This window comes from Parabacteroides sp. 20_3 (assembly GCF_964238835.1).
Classification (GTDB): Bacteria; Bacteroidota; Bacteroidia; order Bacteroidales; family Tannerellaceae; genus Parabacteroides; species Parabacteroides distasonis.
The window spans coordinates 92,423-115,597 of the sequence record NZ_CAXSNO010000005.1 but is presented as its reverse complement, the minus strand read 5'-3'; the positions used below and the strand labels follow the sequence as shown (position 1 = coordinate 115,597).

The following is a 23,175-nucleotide window of genomic DNA, read 5'->3' as shown; positions in this document are numbered from 1 at the left end:
AATTATAAATGTGTCTATAAAGAAGAAGGTTAGTCCTCATCCAACGTTTTGATAATGCTAGATGCTATCTTGGATGAACTCTTGCGGCTGCTCTTTCTGAGTTTATCCGGATTCTCAAGATTCATACAGGTAAAGAAGTTATTCCCCCGATATACCTCGTTTTTATCTTTATCGAATAGGGTATAGCTGACGATATGGAAAAGTGTGCGCAACGGTTGGTCTTGCCATTTAAGATAATGCTGGTTTAATACCAGCAGATAATCAGCGCCGGCATTATCCAATACCTTTTGTAACTCTTCGGTCGGCACGGCTGAAAGATCGGAATAGCAATCCTCGCTCTCCCCGTTCACCTTGATCTCATTCAGTACCTGTCCGGTCACTTGTGTAGCGTTTGCCGGGATAAACTTACAATCTCCGTTCTTTACGGATGCGGCGATATTCTCGGCGATGATCGTATTATACGTTTGGTCGATACTATCCGCTTTCATACCGGTCTCTTCGGCGATCATCCCATTGTAGAAATAGTTTGATTTCACGTTATCGTGCAAACCTACGATGAGAATTTGCTTCGCATGATAATTGTCACCTTCCTTCTTACTTTCTTTAGCGTTCGCTGCTATAGAAGCTACGGCTAAAAAGAACATAACCGTAAAGATTCTGATTTTAAATAACCTTTCCATGATTCTTCTATTAAATTCTGTGTCTATTAATTTCGAAGGCAAAGATATTAGCGAGGTGTTGCAGGGATATTACGGTTGTATAAAGTAATGGTTACCGATAATCCCCCTGTACCGGCTTGGATATTAAAATCGTGGATTCGTTGTAAAGTCTATTCTGCCGTGTGGATGAGTTCAATCAAAAGGCGGTTACCAAGAAACTTTAAGGAGATATAGAAACAGGGGTTGTTTTTAAGGTTCAAAGAACGCTAAAAACAACCCCCGTTATTTTTACTTATTATTCTCGATCCACTTGCGAGCGTTCACGAACGCCTCGATCCATGGAGTGACCTCGTCGTTCTCCTTACGGTCGGCGGGGTAATAACCGCACTGCCAAGGGAAGATCGCACGTTCGGGGTGAGGCATCATGGCTAAATGGCGGCCGTCCTTTGAGCAAACACCGGCAACGGACCAAGGAGAACCGTTCGGATTGGCGGGATAGCCATCGTAGTTGTATTTAGCGATGATGTTGTACTCCTTCTCCTCGTAGGGGAACTCGAACTTACCTTCACCATGAGCTACCCATACACCCAACTTCGTGCCGCTCAAGGAGCCGAACATTACGGAGTTGTTTTTCGGGATCTCCAAGCTAACGAAGTTAGACTCGAACTTATGGGAATCATTGTGAACCATCTTATGCTTTTTCTCGTGCTCCGGATAAACCAAGCCTAACTCGGCCATCAACTGGCAACCGTTACAGATACCCATGCTCAACGTATCTTTACGTGCGTAATAGTTGTCGATCGCTTTCTTGGCTTTCTCGTTATACAAGAAACCGCCGGCCCAGCCCTTGGCGGAACCTAATACGTCGGAGTTGGAGAAACCACCGCAGAATACGATGAAGTTTACATCCTCCAAAGTCTCGCGTCCGCTAGCCAAGTCCGTCATATGGACATCCTTCACGTCGAAACCAGCCAGATACAAGGCGTAAGCGGTCTCACGCTCGCACTGCGTACCCTTCTCGCGGATAACGGCGGCCTTGATACCGTTCGGCGTACGGCGATCGGCGGATATTCCATAAGAAGAAAGCTTTCCGGTGAAGTCCTTATGGAACTTGTACTGTACGGGCTGCATCTTATAGTTCTCGAAACGGTTTCCGGCACAAACGCTTCCGCTCTGCTTTACATCCAGCTTATAAGAAGATTCGTACCATACGTCACGCATATAGTCGATACCGAAGTGATATTGGATGCCTTCTTTCGATACCAATACATGGCGCTCGTCGGTCGGTTTGGCGATGATGGCGAAACCTACGCCAGCTTCTTCCATCAACTTTTCGAATGCCTTTTTGTCCTTTACCTGAACCAAGATACCCGGATTCTCGGCAAACAGGATCTTCACGATATCACTCTCGGAGATCTTATCCAAGTTGACATCCAAACCACCCTCTACGTTGGCGAAGCACATCTCTAACAAGGCGGTGATCATACCTCCCGCTGAGATATCGTGTCCGGCAAGGATGAGTCTCTTCTCGATCGCGTCTTGTACGGCGTTGAAAGCGTCACGGAAGTATTCCGGATCTTTCACGGTAGGAACCTCGTTACCCAGCTTGTTCAAGGCTTGGGCGAAGGCGGAACCACCCAACTTCAAGGTATCGAAAGAGAAGTCTATATAATAAATGTATGTATTCTTGTCTTGTGCCAATACGGGAGAGACGATCTTTTTGATATCGCTAACCTCGGCACCGGCGGAGATAATCACCGTACCCGGGGCGATCACCTTATCGTCACCGTACTTCTGCGTCATGGATAGGGAGTCCTTACCAGTCGGGATATTAATACCTAAGCTGCAAGCGAAGTCGGAAGCGGCTTGTACGGCCGTGTACAGACGGGCGTCCTCACCTTCGTTGCGGCACGGCCACATCCAGTTGGCACTTAAGGATACGCTCTCCAACTTATCTGTCAGCGGAGCGAATACGATATTGGTCAATGACTCGGCGATTGCCATAACGGAACCGGCGGCCGGATCAACCATGGCTACCTGGGGAGCGTGACCGATAGAAGTTGCGATACCAGCTTTCCCGCGGTAATCCAACGCTACGGCACCTAAGTCGCTCAACGGCAATTGTAATTCACCTTGACATTGCTGGCGAGCGATCTTACCGGTTACGGAACGGTCTACTTTGTTTGTTAACCAATCCTTGCAGGCTACGGCCTCCAATTGAAGTACGTTCTCCAAATAATGGTGAAGTTCGGATTCTTTGTAAACAACCGGTTGATAAGATTCAGTGACCGTATGGTCTGTCATAACCGTTCTAGGCGGTTTACCGAACATATATTCCAGCTTGATATCGATAGGTTTTACGCCGTCCGCTTGTTCGAAGACAAACTTCATGTCGTTAGTAGTCTCGCCTACCACATACATCGGGGCACGTTCACGATCCGCGATACGTTTTACGCGGGCTACATCTTCTTCTTTCATCAATAAGCCCATGCGCTCTTGGCTCTCGTTTCCTACGATCTCCTTCGCTGAAAGAGTCGGGTCGCCAATCGGCAATTTGCTCATATCGATGTGTCCGCCGGTAGCCTCAACCAACTCAGACAAGCAGTTGAGGTGTCCACCCGCACCATGGTCATGGATAGAGACGATCGGGTTCTCGTCAGACTCGGCGATCGCACGGATCACGTTAGCCGCACGTTTCTGCATTTCCGGGTTGGCACGCTGTACGGCGTTCAACTCGATACCGCTTGTATATTGTCCCGTGTTTACGGAAGATACGGCTCCACCACCCATACCGATACGGTAGTTATCGCCACCGATCACAACCACTTTTTCGCCCGGTTCCGGATCGCCCTTCAAGGCATCACGCATATTTGCGAAACCTACACCGCCGGCAAGCATGATTACTTTGTCGTAAGCGTACTTCTTATCGTTCTCCGTGTGCTCGAAAGTCAATAAAGAACCACAGATAAGCGGCTGGCCGAAATGGTTACCGAATGTAGAGGCACCATTGGAAGCCTTGATCAAGATCTGCTCCGGAGTCTGGTATAACCAAGGGCGGGGGTCTAGGATCTTCTCCCATTCGCGAGCGCCTTCTGTACGCGGGTAAGAAGTCATGTAGACAGCTGTTCCCGCTATCGGCAAGGATGCCTTACCACCGCCCAGACGGTCACGGATCTCACCACCTGTTCCGGTAGCGGCACCGTTGAACGGTTCAACGGTTGTCGGGAAGTTATGCGTCTCGGCTTTCAAGGAGATAACCGTCTTGATATCTTTTACGGCGAAGAAATCAGGTTTGTCACCGGATAGGGGAGCGAATTGCTCTACCGTCGGGCCTTCATTGAACGCTACGTTATCTTTATAAGCGGAAACCAATTTATTAGGGTTCTCGGCGGAAGTCTTCTTGATCAAGTTGAACAAGGAACTTTCTTTTTCCTCGCCGTCGATGATGAATACACCTCCGAATATTTTATGGCGGCAGTGTTCCGAGTTTACTTGAGAGAAACCGAACACCTCGCTATCGGTCAACTTACGTCCCAACTTCTGGCTTACCTCGTTCAAGTAAGCGATCTCCTCTTGGCTTAGTGCCAAGCCCTCTTGTTGGTTGTACACTTCCAAATCCTCAATATAGACAATAGGATCTGGTTTTTTACTGATCGTGAAGATCTCCTGATTCAAGCCATTGTAGATACGTTGTAACATCGGATCGTGATCCGCGTCGCCAGAAGAAACAGGAAAATATTCCTCAATACGGGAAATACCGGTCAGGCCCATGTTCTGGGTAATTTCAACGGCGTTCGTACTCCACGGGGTAATCATTTCCCGGCGTGGCCCTACGTACCAGCCTTCCAATGTTTCTGATTGAACAGGAGTTGCCTCGCTAAACAACCAAACCAGTTTTTGAGTGTCTTCAGGAGAGAAAGCGTGCGCGGCCTCTACAGCCAGCACCGTCTTTGTTGAAGATTGAAAGAATAGAATCATATCGTTGATTTATTAGTATTTATCACGAAATAACGAATAAGCCTCTTTTAGAGAGTGCAAAGATAATGATTTCCCGTGAATTATTATGTCAATACGTTTTAAAAGAAAAGAGGGCGGAACCTCCCGGTCTCGCCCTCTCATGTCCCCTGCATAGTAAAAAATAAGAGTGTGTCTATATTCTACCAGCCTGCGTTCTGTTGTGCGGCTAGCGTGGGGTTTCTTAATATATCATTCAATGGGATCGGCCAAATAAAGCGTTTATCTGTGTACGGGATGAACTGTTTGCTGTTGCCGAACCATTCTGCTTTCACTTCTCCACCAACAACGAATGCGCCTTGGTTCTTCACATTGTTGTATTCGATCTTTGCGGGAATACCACCGGACGGCAACAAGTCGTCAGCCGCTAAACGATGAATGTCTTCCCAACGGCGACCTTCACCTTGGAACTCAATGCGACGTTCCCAAAGGATAGCTTCTACCAGCGCTTTCGTGTTGGCGAAATCGCCAGCCTTATACGTTTGTGTAGCGGGGTCGGCCAAAGAACGGTCTCTTACTTGATTCAATTTCTCCAATGCGAGAGTCTTGTCTCCCGCACGTGCGGCAGCCTCGGCCTCGTTTAGCAATACCTCGGCATAGCGCAGGATCGGGGCATACTCTTCACGTGTTTGAGGATTCTGGTATTTATCACAGAAGTAATAATCGTCAGACGCACGATAAAGGACGAGGTTACGACGCTTGTCATCCCCTTTCCAGAATTTGGAGTTGTAAAGGGTAGGGGATGTCGGGCACATCGCACGGCCACCTTCACGGGCAGACATCATAGCGGACATAGCTCCATTTACAGATGCGTTATCTTGAGAGTCATTCGGAATGGAGAATATAGATTCCTGATTGTCTTTGTAAGAAACGAAAGGAGTGGCAGGATTGGTTTCCAGAATGAAACGTCCGCCTTCCAGTTTCTTAGCTTCAGTAACTACATTGTTCCAATCACGCATATGCAAATATACGCGCGTTTTCAATGCGATGGCGGCACCTTTGCTCGCACGTCCGATTTTATCAGCATCGATAATGTCCGGAAGCATGCTTTCCGCATTATTCAAGTCGCTTAATATCTGATCGTAAGTCTCCTTAACGGTAGAACGGCCTATGCTTTGTTGCTCAGCGAGTTGGCTGGGGTCGTTTACGGCTTTCGTGTAAATAGGCATACCGTAGTTATTGTTACCTTCTACGTTGTAGGGCAAGGCATAATGAATCATCAAGTTGTGATAGGTTAACGCACGTAAGAACAGGCATTCTCCTTTGTACTGATTCCCTTTCTCTTCGGTTATGACACCCGCAGCTACCGCGCCTTCTATACCGGCGTATACCGTATTATAGCGGTTAATAGCCTCGAAAGAGGTTTCCCACATCGCCACGTTATTAGCGGTAGTCAAGTTATAGGTTGCGGAATAGGTATAATCATAGAATTGGGCGGTTAGATTCATATCTTCACCGCGCATTTCGCCTTGCAATATACTGGCCGCTCCAAAAGGATAGCCGCGTGCCCAGCCATAATCATCCGGATTTATATACATACCACATTGTGCGGCATCATAAGCTCCGACTACGGCTAACTCGCAACGTTCTTCTGTCCCGTATGCCGTAAGCTCAGAGAATTTGTCAACAGGTTCAAGGTCTACGACGTCGCTTTCGCAGGCGGTGAACACGGGTAGCGAGAATAGGGCTGTCCCTAGCGCTACTACTGAAATGTTTTTATATAATTTCTTGTATAACATAATTGTAACTTTTCTTAGTTTGTGAAATTAGAATGTAATGTTCGCTCCAAAAGTGAATGAACGTTGCTGTGGCATACCGTTCCAATCTACACCTAAACGAGAGTTTGTCTCAGGATCCAATCCGGAATAACCTGTGATAGTGAGCAAATTCTGTCCTTGAACATAGAAACGAATCTTTGTCATGTTCAGTTTGGATACGACCGCCTTCGGTAGTGTATAGCCTAAAGCTAACGTAGATAGTTTTAGGTAATTGCCACTCTCTACGAAGTGTGAATCCGTATATCCATCATTGAATAAGGAAGAGGCATCTCCATAACCGATTTTTGGAGTCATGCCGTCACCCGGTTGCTCTGGAGAAACCCAGCGGCCTAAGATTTCTGTTCCGTTGTTGGAGAAATCCATATTGAACAATGCGCTTTGACGAGAAGCGTTCATGATCTTATTACCTCCGGAGAAGCGGAAGAATACATTTAAATCGAAATTCTTGTAAGAAACTGTATTATTCCAACCTCCGTACCAAGTAGGCATAGATGAACCTAATACCTTACGGTCGCTAGCGTCCAAGGAAGATGCCTTGGAGACATCCGAAGGATTGGAAGGATCATATTCCGCATAGTCGTAAGAGCCGAATGTGTCGAATTGCACTAATGAACCGTCCGCCTTACTCCAGATCGGATTACCGTTTGCGGCGTTTACGCCGTAATAATCATATCCATATAAAGATCTATATGATTCTCCTTCACGAATAATTGTGTAATTGTCTACGATGTCTGTTCCGCCATATAAGCTCTTCACCGTGTTCTTAGCCGTGGAGAAGTTGAAATTAGTTTGCCAGTTCCAATCTTTGGTAGCGATGATTGTAGCGTTAACCGTCAACTCCATACCGGAGTTCTTGATCTTACCGATATTATCAAAATATGAGTTGTAAGGAATACCGGCGGTAGGTGCTGTAGGAACTTCCAACACCAAGTCTTTGGAGTTCTTTTGCCAATAAGCTAGCTCGAATGTCAGGCGGTTATTAAAGAAAGAGCCATCCAATCCGATATCGAAAGTCTCGGTTGTTTCCCATTTAAGCTGGCTGTTACCCATACGGTTCCAAGCGATAGCTGTATTCGATCCTGCTTTCTTCGCCCCGTAAGTTCCCAGATAAGGGAAATAATTCCCTAGGTCAGAGTTTCCGATTGTAGCGTAGCTGGCACGGATACGTAAGTCGTTAAACCAATCATTAATAGTTGATTCGCTCCAGAATTTTTCGCGAGAGATACGCCAAGCGGCTGATCCTCCCCAGAATGTACCCCAGCGAGTGTCTGTCGGAAGGCTGGATAAGCCGTCCGTGCGGACAGAGGCTCCGATATAATATTTACTATCATAGTTGTAATTCGCACGAAACATATAGGAGGCTAATCCCATAAACGTTTTACCTCCAGATACGAATCTCTCACCAAATGTGTTGGAAATGATATGGTCGGTGAAGAAAGCATCGGATATTTGTTGCACGGTTGCGTCCGTATATTCATATTCTTGATGGGTGTACTCTTGTACCGCTGTCGCCGTCAAATTATGTACATCATTGAATGTACGGTTAAAGTTGATTACGTTTTGCCAGTTCCAGTTCGTGTATGTGGTATTGATTTCTTCCAATAAGCCGCCATAGCCGTATCCGTCTCCTGATTCCGGGTTCCATACCATGAAATCTTTAACATTCGAGATGTCTAAGCCTGCTTGTGTCTTTAAAGTCAATCCGTCCATGAATGTGATTTCAGCCCATCCACCACCTAATACACGGGTATTGGTCGTACGGTTTACGTTATTGTCTAATGCCCAGACGATATTCTGGATACCATTATCAATATAGGAAAGGTTGCTTCCGCGACCTAATGTCTTACGGTTTTCAGCGTCGATATTGTAACCAGTAGGATCATCCGGATTGAATACAGATACGTTCGGAAGCATACGAGTGCCGGCGAAACCTACGCCACCCAATGAATTCTCGTCATTCATGACACCATTAACCCGGGTACGGGTCATCTGGCCATTTAATCCGATGCGTAACCATTTTGTCGCTTGTTGTGTCAAATCTGCCTTTAAGCTCAAACGGTTTAAGTCATTGGCGCGAATGATACCTTCTTGTTCCGTGAAACCTAATGATACATAATATTGGCTTTTATCCGTACCACCACTGGCGGATAAGTTGTGATTGTGCTGGAAACCTGTACGGAAAATATAATCATTCCAGTTTGTGTCCGGTCCGTTCGGATCGTAAACAGCCTGTCCTTTCATTCCCCAGTTCTCGTATTTCTCGTTAGCGATAGTCACGAAATCTTTCGCTCCCAGAAGATCATGCAATTTAGCCGCGCTGGCTGCGCTTACATAGCCATCGTAAGTTACTTGAGTACGTCCCTTGGAGCCTTTTTTAGTTGTGATCAATACAACTCCATTTGCCGCACGGGAGCCATAGATAGCTGTAGCCGCACCGTCTTTCAATATTTCAATGGATTCGATGTCATTCGGGTTAATATCAGACATCGCGTTGTAAGAAGCGTAAGCCATTCCTAAGCCGGTTTTTCCATCGGCGTTATCACCGGTGGCGATCGGCATGCCATCTACGATGAATAACGGCTGAGAGTTAGAACTGATCGTACTCATACCACGGATCTTGAATTGAGGGCCGCTTCCCAATACGCCACTAGGAGTCGTAACCTGTACACCAGCGGCACGTCCAGCTAATTGAGAGTCGAAAGACGCTGTTGCCAAGTTGCTTAAGTCTTCACCGCCTACTTTAGATATGGCACTTGTCACATCTTTTTTTCTTTGAGTTCCGTAACCGACAACCACGACTTCATCCAAGTTCTGAGAGTCGGACTCCATTGTGATTCTAATAACCGGTTTTACTGCCACTTCCACAGATTTCATACCGATGTAGGAAACGATTAGTTTTTTCGCGTTAGAAGGAACATCCAAGGTGAACGCTCCATTGTAATCGGTTACTGTACCGGTAGTAGTACCTGCTACTACAATAGAGGCTCCGATGATAGGGCCATCGTCTTCCGCCGAGATAACCGTACCGGTCACCTTCGCGGTCTGAGCCGTTGCGAACGCTATACTTGTAAACAAGCATAGTAATAGATAAGTCAACCTTTTCATAGACACATACTTTTTGTTTAATTTGTTAATAAATAGATTGTTATAATCAATTGTTGCCACTTAGTAGATTGACGTAGTTTCCGAAGAACTTCATGAGGGTAAGGTACTTTGGTATTACTTCCTAGCATTGATGCGGGATTGAGTTAAAAATAATTTGCATATTAATGCCATATATTAATACTAAAATGTATTAAATTAACATATGACTTAAAATAATATGCATTGACAAAATTTCGTGTAAGTTTATTTTTGTTGTCAATATGTTTGTTTATTGCAAATATATCTTTATATTTGCCGTACAGCCATTAAAATAAAATGCTTGCTGTAAATAGTACAATTAGACATAACAGATGTTTACATAGGTTGTATGTTCTATAATTTATTAAGATATTTATAATAATTAATAAATATTGAGCGGAAAAGTGATTTAGTTCTTCGGAGACTAAGGTGTTTCATAAATACTATCTAATGTATTTAAATAAAAAAGAGTATCTAACTAAAGATACTCTTTAAATATGTGTGAATAGAGTGACCTATTTTGATTTTTATAGGCTTTTCGGAGGATATAATGCGTCCCACCACTCCGGTTGATCTTTCAACCACTTAGCGAACCATGCGTAAATTGTGTTATTCCACAAGATACGTTTCTCGTAATCCAGTATATGGTGGTTCTCTCCTTCTACCTGGACAAACGCTGTAGGCTTACCCAATAATTTTAATGCGGTAAACATCTGGATGCTCTCTCCAATCGGAACATTCGTGTCTGCGGTTCCATGTAAGAACAAGATCGGGGTATTGATCTTGTCTGCGTTAAACAGCGGACTTTGTAAAGTGTACATATCCCGGGCATTCCATGGATAACTGTTAGCGCTAGCCAACGAGCTGTATGAATATCCCCAGTAACCTTCTCCCCAATAGCTGGTGATGTCGCTGATTCCCGCATGAGACATGGCCGCCGCGAATATATCTGTTTTTGTTTGTAGGTATTGAGTCATGAAACCTCCGTATGAAGCCCCCATGCAACCGATTTTCTTCGTGTTGACAAAAGGATGCTCCTCACAGAACTTTTTCGTGCCTTCGATGATCTCGTCAGCGGTAAGTTTACCCCATGCGTTGACATGGCGTGCGGAGAACTCTTGGCCGAATCCAGTCGCTCCACTGGGTTGTATGATGTAGACGATGTACCCTAAACCGGCGTATATATGCGAAGGATAACGGCTCTCCATCACCCGGGCCGTAGGGGTTGTTCCTCCGTAATAATTCACGATCATCGGATATTTCTTGGTCGCATCAAAATGAGGAGGGAGATAGAAGCGGCCGTAAATCGTATCCCCTTGGGCGGAAACGAAATTCCAATCTTGCACTTCTCCTAAAGTGACGTCTCTCAAGATCTCTTTGGAGAGATCGATCAAGCAGGAAGAGGCGTCGTTTTTCAAGTTATAGGTATAAAGCCTTTGGGAATTGGAAGCGCTTAATCCGAAATAAACCATTTCGAAAGCTTGATTGGCGATGGAGTAATCGGAGATGACATCTTCCTTGGCTTGAAGTTGCTTAATCTTTCCGTTGGACGGGTTTAGACTATACATGCGAACACGGTCCTTATCTTTCGCCGTGATATAGATTTGTTTATCGAGGGCGTTCCACTCGTAGGAATCGACAGAGGGGTCAAAATCTTTCGTAAGCGGCTTTATACTTTTATCTGCTATATTGTATAGGAATAATTGCCCGTCGCTCGTATTCGATGTCTGTCCTTCTTTGATCTTTAGTCCGATACCATCGAAAGCCTCTCCAGACGCGTCAACGAGTAATTGGGTGGCATCCGGGGAGAAAACGGCACGGCTTACGAATTTCTCACCTTTTATAAGGGTATCCACATGCATGGTTCGTAGATCCATCTTATATATATATGTACGTGAGAAAGGGCGCTCCGTTAAATTCGGTTCCCTGCGACTGAATAGCAGATAGTGGCCGTCTTGAGATACATCGTTGATGTAAGTAGAAGTATGTCCATAGGTGAGCCGTTGGAACAATCCGGTTCGCAGGTCATATTTATGGATAAACATACGGTTTCTCCATCCCGGTTGGCGATCATCCGGCACCAGTATCTCTTGGATCTCTTTTCGTTCTTGCGGTCCTTTCTCCCGTATGGAGAATAATAGATAGTCTTCGGTAGGCCCGAAGCTGAAAGAACCTTCAGGCAATTGGCTGGAAAGGATGTTCTCCTTTTTGCTGGTAGGGTCTAAGGTCACCAATTCTGTGCTTTTCATCCCTTTCCGGGTGTAATAGGCCAGATTGCTTTTAGGCATCCAGCGTAAGCTCTGTCCGTTCTCAACTAATACGGAACCGGTAGCCTTGTCTAGTATCTGGGTAAATGAGGACTGCTTTCCACCGGGATAGGTTTCTTGATAGGAGACGATAATGAATTTTCCATTCGGGGACAGGCTGGCGGATTGGATGCGTTTACCATCAAATACATCACTTAATGTATAACGTTTCTCCGGATTGACGGTCGCGGTTACCACCGCGTCTTTTTCCGGGTTGAATGAGGCTTTTAAGGCATTCTCTTTGTGGCTCTCAGATAAATATTTAATTACGATTTCATAGCGTCGCGGCTCCAAGGTCAACGAGGCTTCTCCTTGGGTTAGTTTTGTGAGTTGTCCATCCACGTAGACTTCTGAAATCTCAGGGCCATTGATCCTTAAGGTGCCTTTTGTATAGCGGTCACTATTCAGGTAGAAGGAAACCAAATGTAGTGCGTAGGAAGAGGCCGAGGTTGGCAAGGTCAGCTCTCCGGAAGACGCCGCGTCAAGGGTTTGTCCGCTTTGGGAAAGGTTGCAGAAAGGAACGGTCGTGTTCAATAGTTCCTTGTCAGAGAATCTCTTACTGTTTACATCCAAGCTATCTGCTAGGAAAGGCTTTTTCACCTCGTAAGGGCCGGTGTAATTATAATGTCGCACGACAACCTCATCCGCCCATAGTGAGCAACAGGAGCATAGGGCTGAAAGAATTAAGATGTTTTTGTTTATCATGATATTTGTTATTTAGTATAAGATAAGAAAGCGAGATGGCAGGTATCTCTCAGCCATCTCGCTGTATCATTATCTTATAAGATTTCTATCTCATCTACGAACAAGAATGCGGGACTTCCGGCGCCACCGTGCCATTTTGGTAGTTTGCTGCTGTTGATGATAACCTCGACATAGCGGGCCTTTACCGGGGCGAAGGATATCTCTTGGGGATATAAACCGTCCTTGTCGTTTTGGGTTAGCTCCGGGATTTTCTTGGAAGCTACTTCCTTGAAATTCTTGCCATCGTCGGATACCTTTATGGTTACGGCGGAGGCTCCCATGATCCAATCGCCTTTCACCACGTTTGTGTTGAAAGATACCTTCTGGATTTCGGTTGGTTCCTTTAGATCGATCGTGGCGTCAAGGTCTTTTCCTTGGAAACCCAGCCAATGGCCGGTCTTGTAATTACTACCTCCACGTAAGCCGTCTACCAATACCTGTGCCCCGTTGAAAACGTATCCTTTGCTGGGTTGCTCTTTCAAGGTGATGGGCTTCATCGTCGCTTTATTGAAGAAGATATCTTCTGAGAAGATGCGGCTCGTACCGTTCGGACGGGCAACGATCGCCTTGAATTCGCAATCTTGGTTGATCTGTACCGGGCCTTCATACTTGATGCTGGCGATCGTAGGATCGCTACCGTCTACCGTATAATAGATATCTCCTTCACCCAACTTCGTCAAGGCTATGTCGAGTGTTCCGTTCTCCGTATTGGTGGTCAGGGAGGCGTTAATATCGAAGATATGCTTTCCGTAATTATATCCCAAGCGATCGTAAAGTTGTGTCATGCGGGCCACACGGGGCAGGAACGTCTGATAATCTTTCTTGGACGGATCGCTCCACTGGATATCGGCTACGGCGTCGATACGGGGCATGATCATGTATTCTACCTGTGAGAAGGTCGGGATATATTCCGTCCAGAGGTTGGCTTGCGCCCCGATCACGTACTTCTGGTCTTCAGGAGAGATACCGGCTGTCGGCTCAAAAGAATATACTTTCTCTAACGGCAAGTAACCACCGATAGCTTCGGGCTCAAGATCCGTATCCGCTGATTGATAGTAATCCAGATATACATATGTATTCGGTGTCATGACTACGTTATGCTTTTGCTTGGCGGCCTCGATACCTCCATCCATGCCTCTCCAGCTCATTACCGTGGCATTCGGGGCCAAGCCTCCTTCTAGGATCTCGTCCCAGCCGATGATATGGCGTCCTTTGCTCTCCACGAATTTCTCCATGCGGGAGATCACGTAGCTTTGCAAATATTCCTCGGCGGAATGCTTCTTATCTCCCTTGATACCTTCCGCCTTGATGCGAGCTTGGCATTTCGGGCATTTCTCCCAACGTACCTTCGGGCACTCATCACCACCTACATGGATATATTCGGACGGGAAAAGATCGATGACCTCGCTCAATACGTCTTCTAGGAATTGCATGGATTTCTCGTTTCCGGCGCAGATCACGTCGTCGGCTACTCCCCATTGGCCCCATACGTCATAAGGGCCCCCGGTGCATCCCAGTTCCGGGTAAGTAGCCAAGGCTGCCAATTGATGTCCCGGCATATCGATTTCCGGGATGATCGTGATATGGCGTTCAGCGGCATAGTTGATGACATCGCGAATCTGGTCTTGTGTATAGAAGCCCCCGTATTCCTTTCCGTCATATGTTCCGGAGTTATGGCCGATCACGGTTTCCTTGCGTTTAGATCCGATCTGTGTCAATTCCGGATATTTCTTGATCTCGATACGCCAACCTTGGTCATCGGACAGATGCCAGTGGAACGTATTTTGGTTGTGCAAGGCAAGGATATCGAGATACGTTTTTACCGAATCCACGGGGAAGAAATGGCGGCTGACATCCAGCATCATGCCTCTATAGGCAAAACGGGGATAGTCGTTGATGGTAGCTGCCGGTAATTCTACGTTCATCCCTTGGGCCGTGGCCGGGATCGATTTACGTAATGTCTGGATACCATAAAATACGCCGGCATCCGTACTTCCGGCGATCCGTATCCCGTTATCGCTAACGGTCAGTTGATATCCTTCCGGATTCTGGATGCTTTGGTCGATAACGAGGCTGATCCCCTTACCGGGCTGGCCGGTAGCGGTTGCTAATTCATAGCCCGTGATTTCCTTGATATAAGAAGCGAGGAACTCGGCGTTCTTCTTCATCTTATCATTGCCCTCCGGATAAAATATCTTCGTGGATGGACTTAGGACGAAAGGATTTCCGTTCGTCAATGTTACTTCTTGTGGCAAAGGCACTACTCCGTAATCTCCTTTTACGGCCTTACCACCGGAGCAAGCGATCATTCCCGTGCAAAATGTCAGGACGAGCGCTAGTTTGCTTAGGCTGTTCATGTGTTTAGAGTTTAGAACGTAAAACAATAATTGATTCAGTATCACCGCCCAAAGATAAAAAGAATTAGCCGTTTTATCTAATGCTTTTACACTTTTGATGCGATAACCTTAGGGACTTTGTCTATATATAGAGACTATTTATCAACTGGTGCATGATCGTCCACCAGTTGTTGCATGATCATCCAACAGTTGGTGGACGATCATGCAACGGCTGTTGGATGATGAATACTTCTATAAGAAATGTCTAAGGAATATGGAAGAAACACCTAAGGTCTAAAGGGAAAAGGGCTAGGGACTAAGGGAAAAGAAACGTCTTCTTGAGAGGTATTTCCTTGTCTTTCTTATAATATGTATTCACATGTTTTACGGTTGTGCAGCGGATGTAAGCGTCATGGCAGTAGATGAGCGCTTGCCCTTTTCGGGAGGCTTCAGCAAGCATGCGCAGTTTCTCGTTGTATGACGTGACCGGATACGTATCGTAAGCCGAGATCCATTCCGGAGATACGCTGGCTACAAGGGGGATAACATCCCCGGCAAAGACAAAGGTCCGGTCCTCCGTATGGATATAGGGAACAATTTGTCCCGGAGTGTGCCCATCGTACAGGCGTAGCTCTATAGTGGGGCAAATCGATGTGTCGGCATCTAGCAGCCGTAAGGAATTAGCGTCTGCGACGGCTTGCATATTCTCGATGAAATAGGAATCTCTCTCCAAGGCGTTCGGATGAAGGAAATTCTCCCATTGCTTGCGGCTAACCCAGTGGTTTGCGTTTGGGAATGAGAGAAATAAATGTCCGGTAGATTCATCCTTTTGCGTGGTATAACCGCAATGATCGAAATGGAGATGGGTGAGGACAACATCCGTGATTTCCTCCGGTTGAATTCCCCGGTTTCGTAATTCCGTGCCGAGGTCTACCAAGTTGAAGAAGCGGTAATAACTTAGTTGTTTTAAGTGTTTATTTCCCGCTCCGTTATCTACTAGGACGATGCGTCCGTCATCTGTTTTTATGACAAGGCTACGCATGGCGAGCACGCAACCATTTGTCTCGTCGCTCGGATAGCGACGGCTCCAAGCGCTTTTAGGAATGGCCCCGAACATGGCGCCTCCGTCGGCGTAGAAGTAGCCGGTATCTATTATCTGTATAGTCATAGTTGTATGATTCATATGTCAGTTCAAAAGTAAAGAAAAATGAGGTGGAAATGTTTAAGGTCATTCATTTTATTCAAAAAAGGGACAGAAATGGATAAAAGTAGGATATCTCTTATATATAATAATGTATAGGAAATATAAGAATATTGAAGAGGAAAACGACTAGTCTAAACGATCGTTTAGATCTTGCGTTTTTTAAGCAGTTTGAAAAGTAGTCAACAAAAGATTTAATTTTTTTACGGGCAATAAGCTATACAATTGATAGGAAAGCGGATAGGAAACAAAAAAATAACACGTAAAGGTTGCTGGAATTGAATAAATATGTACCTTTGCAAACGACTAAAAAAATCGATCGTTTAGACTAGCCGTTTCTTTGTTGACTAGCCTATACGGGCATAAAGATTGTGTGTTTTAATTGTTAATCTAATTTAGCTCTAAATAATAATTACCATTTAAAGAAAGCGATGGAGAAATGTAGTAAGAAAGGCAAGCAGACACAGTTTGACTTGCTTAGACCCAGTGCTGCGTTACTAACCACAGGTTTGCTATTTATGGCCTCTGCGCATATGCAGGCCGCTAGGGAAATCACCTCTAGCTATGGACCGAGAATAGAATCTGTTACCCAAAAAGGAAAGGCAGTAACCGTAAAAGTATCAGATGCGGCAGGTGAATTAATTGGTGCGAACGTGATCGTAAAAGGTACGACCAATGGAAATGTAACCGACATAAACGGACAAGTCGTGTTGCAAGATGTGCCCGCAAACGCTATTTTGGAGATCTCTTATATTGGTTATATAACCAAGGAGGTTCCTGTTAATAATCAGAGCGTTGTGAATGTTTCTTTGTCCGAGGATTCCCAGACACTGGAAGAGGTCGTCGTAGTGGGGTACGGTACGATGGAGAAGAAGCAGGTGACCAGTTCCGTTACCTCCTTGTCCGCCGGCGACATGATGAAGGGTGTGGGTGGTTCAGATATCACCAGCTCTTTGCAAGGTAGGATCAGTGGTTTGATCTTGCAGAACAATGGTAGTGCCAATGGTGAGACTACGATCCAGTTGCGTGGTCTGACTTCTATTAAATCCGGTAAGGCTCCTTTGATTGTTGTCGACGGTTTCCCGGGCGGTGATATCCGTGCCTTGAACCAAGATGATATCAAGTCTATCGACGTATTGAAAGATGCTTCCGCCGGCGCTATCTATGGTACGCGTGCTGCCTCGGGTGTGATCTTGATCACCACGAAGAGCGGTTCCAACACGAACGGTAAGGTGAAATTGAATTATAGCACCGAGCTTTCCAAGAAGCAGAATTATGGTAAGCCGGAGATGCTGTCGGCCGATGAATATCGCCAGCGTACGGACGTGAACATCGAAGACTATGGATCGGATACGGATTGGTGGGATTCTATGTTGCAGAAGGATAATTTCTCGCAGAAGCATCACCTCTCTTTGGAACTGGGTACGGAGAACGCGCAAGTGTACACCTCTTTCTTTTATGAGACAAACGAGGGTATCGCGCTCAAGGATAACCGTCAGGACTATGGTGGACGCTTGAACGCTAACTTCAAGTTGTTCGATGGTTGGCTGGAGATCCGCCCTATCGTGGATTATCGCCAGACATCCCGTACTTCCGATGGATCGGATGAGGAGAAGAGGGCGAACTTCAGACAGGCTCTTTATAATAACCCGACCCGTTCGGTGTACGATCCGGATAACCAGACCGGTTATAACGTATGGACTGGAGAACCATTGGATTTCAACATCGTGGCCGATCGTATGTTGACAGACTATGAGGGGCTCGACAAATGGTTCAAGCCGGAGGTGACAATGAAATTGAACATCAAGCCTGTAGAGGGATTGAGTTATACCCAGACTTTGGGCTACGAGAACCGTCAGTGGGAATTGCATGAGTTCCAATCCCGTTATCATAGGGATGAGGTATCGAATAATCGTTCGGGTTACGCGAAATTGCATTTCGAGAAAACGGAGCACTTGACTTCTGAGGGTTATTTCTCTTATGTAAAAGAATTCAAGGGAGGACATACCTTGAATGCCGTAGCCGGTTATTCTTATTTTGAGAAGAACAGCGAGAAATTCAACATGGAGAACTATAACTTCCAAGTGGAAGGTATCAAGTATTGGGATATAGGCAAAGGTTCTTATCTGACGGATGGAAAAGCGAAGATGATGTCTGAGAAAAAAATTACCGAGCGCCTGTTTGCCCTCTATGCCCGTGCCAATTACTCATACAATGATAAATATATGATTACGGCCACGTTGCGTCATGAGGGATCTTCTAAGTTCGCCGCCGAGAACCGTTGGGGTAACTTCTGGGCTTTGTCCGGTGGTTGGCGTGTCTCTAATGAGGAATTCATGAAAGATTTCTCTTGGTTGGATGACTTGAAGATTCGTTTCGGTTATGGTGTGACCGGTAATAACGACTTTGACGCGGCTTATATGGCGAACACGTTAGGCTCCGACGCTTATTGGATGCTTCCGAACGGTAACTGGGCCTATACGTATGGTCCTAGCTCGAACGTGAATCCTTATTTAGGATGGGAAGAGAAGAAGGAATGGAATATCGGTGTGGATTACACCTTCTTCGGTAATCGCCTGTATGGTAAGTTTGACTATTATCGCCGTAAGATCGACGGCATGATCTATGAGGTGAACGTGCCGCAGCCTCCGTACCCGAATGGTAAGCAATGGCAGAACGTCGGTGAGATGGAAAGTAAAGGTTGGGAGTTCGAGATCGGTGGCGATGTGATCCGGAATAAGGACTTCACTTGGACATCAAACTTGAACATGAGCCATAACTCCGGAAAGATCCTTACTTTGTGGGGAGAGGATACGCATCTTTCGGGCAATACTTTCGCTTATCCGGGACATCCGGGTGACGCGGCTCGTATCGAGAGCGGCGCGAAAATCGGTTCTTTCCATATGTGGAAATTCGCGGGCTTCGATGAGAAAGGCGATTTCTTATTGTATAATAAGGATGGCGAGGTGATCCCCGCCGCCGAGAAGACGGATAATGACAAGCAATACATTGGAAACTATCTGCCGAAGGTGATGATGGGATGGAACAATACCTTTACCTATAAGAACTTTGATTTAGGCATCAATATGCGTAGCTGGATCGGTTTCGACGTATATAATACGTATCCGATGTATTTGGGTATCCAAGGCGCGAACGGCGCCGGACAGTGGAACTTGTGGAAACCGGCGGTTAATGACGAGAAATACAACAAGATCCGGGGCGTTCGCCAATTGTGCGATTTCTATCTGGAAGACGGTTCTTTCTTGAAGATCGACGCTATCACGTTGGGTTACACGTTATCGTTGAGCAAATACACGAAGTGGGCGGATCGTTTGCGTGTGTATGGAACAGTCGGCAACGTAGCCACTATCTCGGGATATAGCGGACATAATCCGGAAGTCGACGTAACCGGATGGGAAGGCGGTACGGATAAGGTATGGAACAGTGACCCGATTGTCCGTACTTATACGTTAGGTATTCAGGTATCATTCTAAAAAAACTAAGGTAAAGATGAAAAATAACAAGATAACAAATTGGTTATTGGCAGGGGCTTCTTGCTTGCTGCTCGGTACCTCTTGCGATGTGGATCCGACGTTCTATTCGCAGGTCGTTCCGGATACATATTATACAAACGCAGACGCGGTTTGGTCTCGTTTCAACCGTCCGTTCACGCACTGGCGTTGGTGGGTGGCTCAAAACGATGCCCGCGTCCGGTTGATGGAGGTCGGAACGGACGCTATGTGCGTGCCGACCCGTGGTAACGACTGGTTTGACGGCGCTGTTTATCAGAACCTGCATCACCATCGTCTGACAGACGATATGAACGTGACAAAGGATGGCTGGGACTTGACAACGATGGGTGTGGCTCAGTCTTGGAGCGCTATCGAGGATTTGGCGGACGTGGATTTCGTATCTGTCGGCTTGACGGAGGATGACCGCTCTTCTATGATGAACCAGCTGAACGTATTGGCTGCCTCTTTCTATCTGGATGGTTTGGATATGTTCGGCGGTATGCCGTTGTACACCTCTACGAAAGAGGAGGTGAAGGGACGTTCTACGGATGTGGAGACATTCAATTTCGTGGATTCATTGCTAAATGTGGCGTTGCCGAACCTGCCGGTGAAAACGACTTTAGGCGGGGCGGAGACTAACATTATCCATCAAGCGGTTGCTGCGGCGTTGAAAGTGCGTCTGTATTTCAACGCAGAGTCTTATATCGGCAAGCCGATGTATGAGGAGACCGCTAAGTTATGTCAGGATATTATTGACGGTAAATACGGTCAGTATGGTTTGGCGAATCATTTTACCGAGATTTTCGGTTGGAACAACGAGACTTGCCCGGAGATCATCTGGACCGTTCCGAGCGAGAACGCCAAGGGTGAGACGGATGGTGGTCTTACCGCCTTTACCTTGCCTTACAACTTTAAGGATTTCTTGGGTGGCTTGCAGGATGCCGGCGGTAACAATGGCTTGTGTCTTTGCCCGAGCCGTGATCCGGAAGGTAATCTGTATAAGTTCAATGTCGGTAATCCGTATGAGACCTTCCACGCTCAGGATATCCGTAAGCAGCAATATGTGTATGAGGGTGGCCGCAAATACCGTGGTATGTTTATCGTAGGCGAGTTGCAGAATCCGGATTTCCCAGACTATAAATGTATGGGTGCCCGTGAATATGCGGGGAAGGTCTTGAATGTAGTCGATCAGATCGCTCAATTAAGCCAGATCGGAAAGAAGTTCTCTACCGCTAAGGAGGTTCCTTCTACGATCGCTGACGCTGAGGAGAACTCCGGTGTGCGTGTGCTTAAGATTAGCCCGCTTCCTAATCAGGATGAATATAAGGAACGTTTCAATCCGGATTGCCCGTTTATCCGTCTGACCGAGATTTATTACACCTTGGCTGAATGTAAGATGCGTTTGGGCGACAAGCAAGGAGCGGCTGATATCATCAACTCCATCCGTAAGCGTAACTTCGTGGGCGGAAACGATCCGGACCCTGTTACCGTGGCTAACTTGGACAAGTATCGTATGCTGAAAGAGTGGTTGATGGAGTTCTTGCGTGAGGGACGCCGCCGTACCGATTTGGTTCGTTGGAACGCCTATGTTACGGAAGATTGGTGGGATCATAAAGCTACGAACAATAAGGCTTACAATCGCTACCCGATCCATTATTCCAACTTGAACGCGAACTCGTTGTTGGAGCAGAATCCGGGATATTGATTCGTAGGGTTTAAGATAATGAGACAGGGAACACTGTTTGGGTGTTCTCTGTCTTTGTGTTTAGAAAATGGCCCATTGCGTTTGATCGAGCGTTTTTTCCTGCCAGTCAAGCGTATTGTCAAGGAAAGTTTTTGAGATCATATGTTCTTATCTTGTTCCGATAAAAAGGAATGTCTATCTTTGTTCATGGTAAGTATATCTAAACGATCATCGCTATGAACCAGACAATTTATCCTATCGGCATACAGAACTTCGAGAAGATCCGTAAAGACGGTTATCTCTATATTGATAAGACAGCTTTGATTTATCAGTTGGCTAAGACCGGAAGTTACTATTTCTTGAGTCGTCCGCGGCGTTTCGGCAAGAGTCTCTTGCTATCTACGTTGGAGGCCTATTTCCAAGGGAAGAGGGAGCTGTTCGAGGGGTTGGCGATGGAACGGTTGGAGAAAGACTGGGAGGTATATCCGATCTTGCATTTGGACTTGAATGCTCGTCATTATAAAGATACTGCCGCTCTGACTAGTATCTTGAATGAGTTCTTGGAGAAATGGGAGGCTTTATATGGAACGGAGAAACAGGATCGTGCCTTGGAGGAACGTTTCAGTTATGTGATAGAACAGGCTTATCGCCAGACCGGGCATCGCGTGGTGATATTGATTGACGAGTACGACAAGCCTTTGCTGCAAAACCTGCACGATGAAAAGACGCAAACGCAATTGCGGAATATGTTGAAGCCTTTCTACGGCGTGTTAAAGACGATGGATAGAGCCATTCGTTTCGCTTTGTTGACAGGGGTGACGAAGTTTGGTAAGGTAAGCGTGTTCAGCGATTTGAATAACCTTATGGATATCTCGATGGACAATCGCTACGTCGAGATATGTGGCATCACGGAGAAAGAGATACATGCCTACCTAGAAGAGGAGTTGAAGGAGCTGGCTGAGACACAGGAACTGGATTATGAGGAAACCAGCCAGAAACTCAAGGAGCGCTATGACGGATACCATTTTACCGCCAAGTCTGCGGGAATATACAATCCCTTTAGCCTATTGAATACCTTCGCCAAGATGGAGTTCGGAGATTATTGGTTCGAGACCGGTACGCCCTCTTACCTCGTTGAATTACTCAAGCATACCCATTACGACCTTTACGAGATGGCGAACACGGAGACCGATGCGGATGTGTTGAACAGTATTGATGCTGCCTCGAAAAATCCCGTTCCCGTAATCTACCAGAGTGGATACTTGACGATCAAGGATTACGATCCTGAATTTGGTATCTACCGGCTAGGTTTCCCCAACCGGGAAGTGGAAGAGGGTTTCGTGAAATATCTCCTTCCATTTTACACGAGTGTTAGTGCCCCCAAGACCCCTTTCGAGATCGGGCAATTCGTACGAGAGATACGCTCCGGTGATTACGATGCGTTCTTCCGCCGTTTACAAAGCTTCTTCGCTGATACACCCTATGAGGTGATCGCCGGCCAGAAGCCGGAGCGTGATACGGAGTTGCATTACCGGAACGTGCTTTTTATCGTATTTAAGTTGGTTGGACTTTATACGCAGGTGGAATATCATACCTCACAAGGGCGTATTGATCTCGTTCTGAAGACCGATCGCTATATCTACGTGATGGAATTCAAGCTGAACGGCACCGCCGAGGAGGCGTTGCGTCAGATTGAGGAGAGACAGTATGCGCTTCCCTTTGCGAGTGATCCACGGCAAGTTTTTAAGATCGGCGTGAACTTCTCCTCTGTGACCCGTAACATCGAGCGATGGTTGGTGGAATAATAATCTATTAAGT

The 23,175-nt window shown here is 46.3% G+C and carries 10 protein-coding genes; 3 read left to right on the top strand and 7 right to left on the bottom strand.

Annotation, left to right across the window (positions count from 1 at the left end; translation table 11 throughout):
* Positions 1-29: 29 nt before the first annotated feature.
* The 7 genes from ACESPU_RS11820 to ACESPU_RS11790 form a co-directional block, all read right to left on the bottom strand.
* On the bottom strand, positions 30-680 hold the full coding sequence (locus tag ACESPU_RS11820) for a hypothetical protein (RefSeq protein ID WP_005866912.1): 651 nt from the start codon (positions 678-680) through the stop codon (positions 30-32).
* Between the two features lie 267 nt (positions 681-947).
* A complete protein-coding gene (gene purL, locus ACESPU_RS11815; RefSeq protein ID WP_373133378.1) occupies positions 948-4,637 on the bottom strand; it encodes a phosphoribosylformylglycinamidine synthase in 3,690 nt (1,229 codons plus the stop codon).
* Between the two features lie 179 nt (positions 4,638-4,816).
* Positions 4,817-6,412, bottom strand: coding sequence for a RagB/SusD family nutrient uptake outer membrane protein (locus ACESPU_RS11810; protein ID WP_122144757.1), 1,596 nt, complete (start codon positions 6,410-6,412; stop codon positions 4,817-4,819).
* A gap of 27 nt (positions 6,413-6,439) precedes the next feature.
* On the bottom strand, positions 6,440-9,556 hold the full coding sequence (locus ACESPU_RS11805; protein WP_373133377.1) for a SusC/RagA family TonB-linked outer membrane protein: 3,117 nt from the start codon (positions 9,554-9,556) through the stop codon (positions 6,440-6,442).
* Positions 9,557-10,101: 545 nt separating this feature from the next.
* Positions 10,102-12,585, bottom strand: coding sequence for a prolyl oligopeptidase family serine peptidase (locus ACESPU_RS11800; protein WP_373133376.1), 2,484 nt, complete (start codon positions 12,583-12,585; stop codon positions 10,102-10,104).
* Positions 12,586-12,659: 74 nt separating this feature from the next.
* The gene (locus tag ACESPU_RS11795) at positions 12,660-14,981 is read right to left on the bottom strand and encodes a glycoside hydrolase family 20 protein (RefSeq protein ID WP_347173271.1); all 2,322 of its coding nucleotides are present in this window, start codon (positions 14,979-14,981) and stop codon (positions 12,660-12,662) included.
* 295 nt (positions 14,982-15,276) lie between these two features.
* A complete protein-coding gene (locus tag ACESPU_RS11790; RefSeq protein ID WP_373133375.1) occupies positions 15,277-16,128 on the bottom strand; it encodes an MBL fold metallo-hydrolase in 852 nt (283 codons plus the stop codon).
* 464 nt (positions 16,129-16,592) lie between these two features.
* Between ACESPU_RS11790 and ACESPU_RS11785 the strand changes: the two genes are divergently transcribed.
* The 3 genes from ACESPU_RS11785 to ACESPU_RS11775 all read left to right on the top strand — a co-directional run bounded on the left by ACESPU_RS11785 (position 16,593) and on the right by ACESPU_RS11775 (position 23,162).
* Complete coding sequence (locus ACESPU_RS11785; protein WP_347172694.1) at positions 16,593-19,655, top strand: SusC/RagA family TonB-linked outer membrane protein; 3,063 nt, start codon at positions 16,593-16,595, stop codon at positions 19,653-19,655.
* A gap of 16 nt (positions 19,656-19,671) precedes the next feature.
* Entirely contained in the window at positions 19,672-21,378 is a 1,707-nt protein-coding gene (locus ACESPU_RS11780; RefSeq protein WP_036613511.1) for a RagB/SusD family nutrient uptake outer membrane protein, read from the top strand.
* 215 nt (positions 21,379-21,593) lie between these two features.
* A complete protein-coding gene (locus ACESPU_RS11775; RefSeq protein WP_008780705.1) occupies positions 21,594-23,162 on the top strand; it encodes an ATP-binding protein in 1,569 nt (522 codons plus the stop codon).
* The last annotated feature ends 13 nt before the right edge of the window (positions 23,163-23,175 follow it).

What these genes read in the sequence shown, in the direction of transcription:
- ACESPU_RS11795 (WP_347173271.1), bottom strand. Translation starts at nt 14,981, where the DNA reads ATGAACAGCCTAAGCAAACTAGCGCTCGTCCTGACATTTTGCACGGGA.
- ACESPU_RS11805 (WP_373133377.1), bottom strand. Translation starts at nt 9,556, where the DNA reads ATGAAAAGGTTGACTTATCTATTACTATGCTTGTTTACAAGTATAGCG.
- ACESPU_RS11790 (WP_373133375.1), bottom strand. Translation starts at nt 16,128, where the DNA reads ATGACTATACAGATAATAGATACCGGCTACTTCTACGCCGACGGAGGC.
- ACESPU_RS11785 (WP_347172694.1), top strand. Translation starts at nt 16,593, where the DNA reads ATGGAGAAATGTAGTAAGAAAGGCAAGCAGACACAGTTTGACTTGCTT.
- ACESPU_RS11780 (WP_036613511.1), top strand. Translation starts at nt 19,672, where the DNA reads ATGAAAAATAACAAGATAACAAATTGGTTATTGGCAGGGGCTTCTTGC.
- purL (WP_373133378.1), bottom strand. Translation starts at nt 4,637, where the DNA reads ATGATTCTATTCTTTCAATCTTCAACAAAGACGGTGCTGGCTGTAGAG.
- ACESPU_RS11820 (WP_005866912.1), bottom strand. Translation starts at nt 680, where the DNA reads ATGGAAAGGTTATTTAAAATCAGAATCTTTACGGTTATGTTCTTTTTA.
- ACESPU_RS11810 (WP_122144757.1), bottom strand. Translation starts at nt 6,412, where the DNA reads ATGTTATACAAGAAATTATATAAAAACATTTCAGTAGTAGCGCTAGGG.
- ACESPU_RS11775 (WP_008780705.1), top strand. Translation starts at nt 21,594, where the DNA reads ATGAACCAGACAATTTATCCTATCGGCATACAGAACTTCGAGAAGATC.
- ACESPU_RS11800 (WP_373133376.1), bottom strand. Translation starts at nt 12,585, where the DNA reads ATGATAAACAAAAACATCTTAATTCTTTCAGCCCTATGCTCCTGTTGC.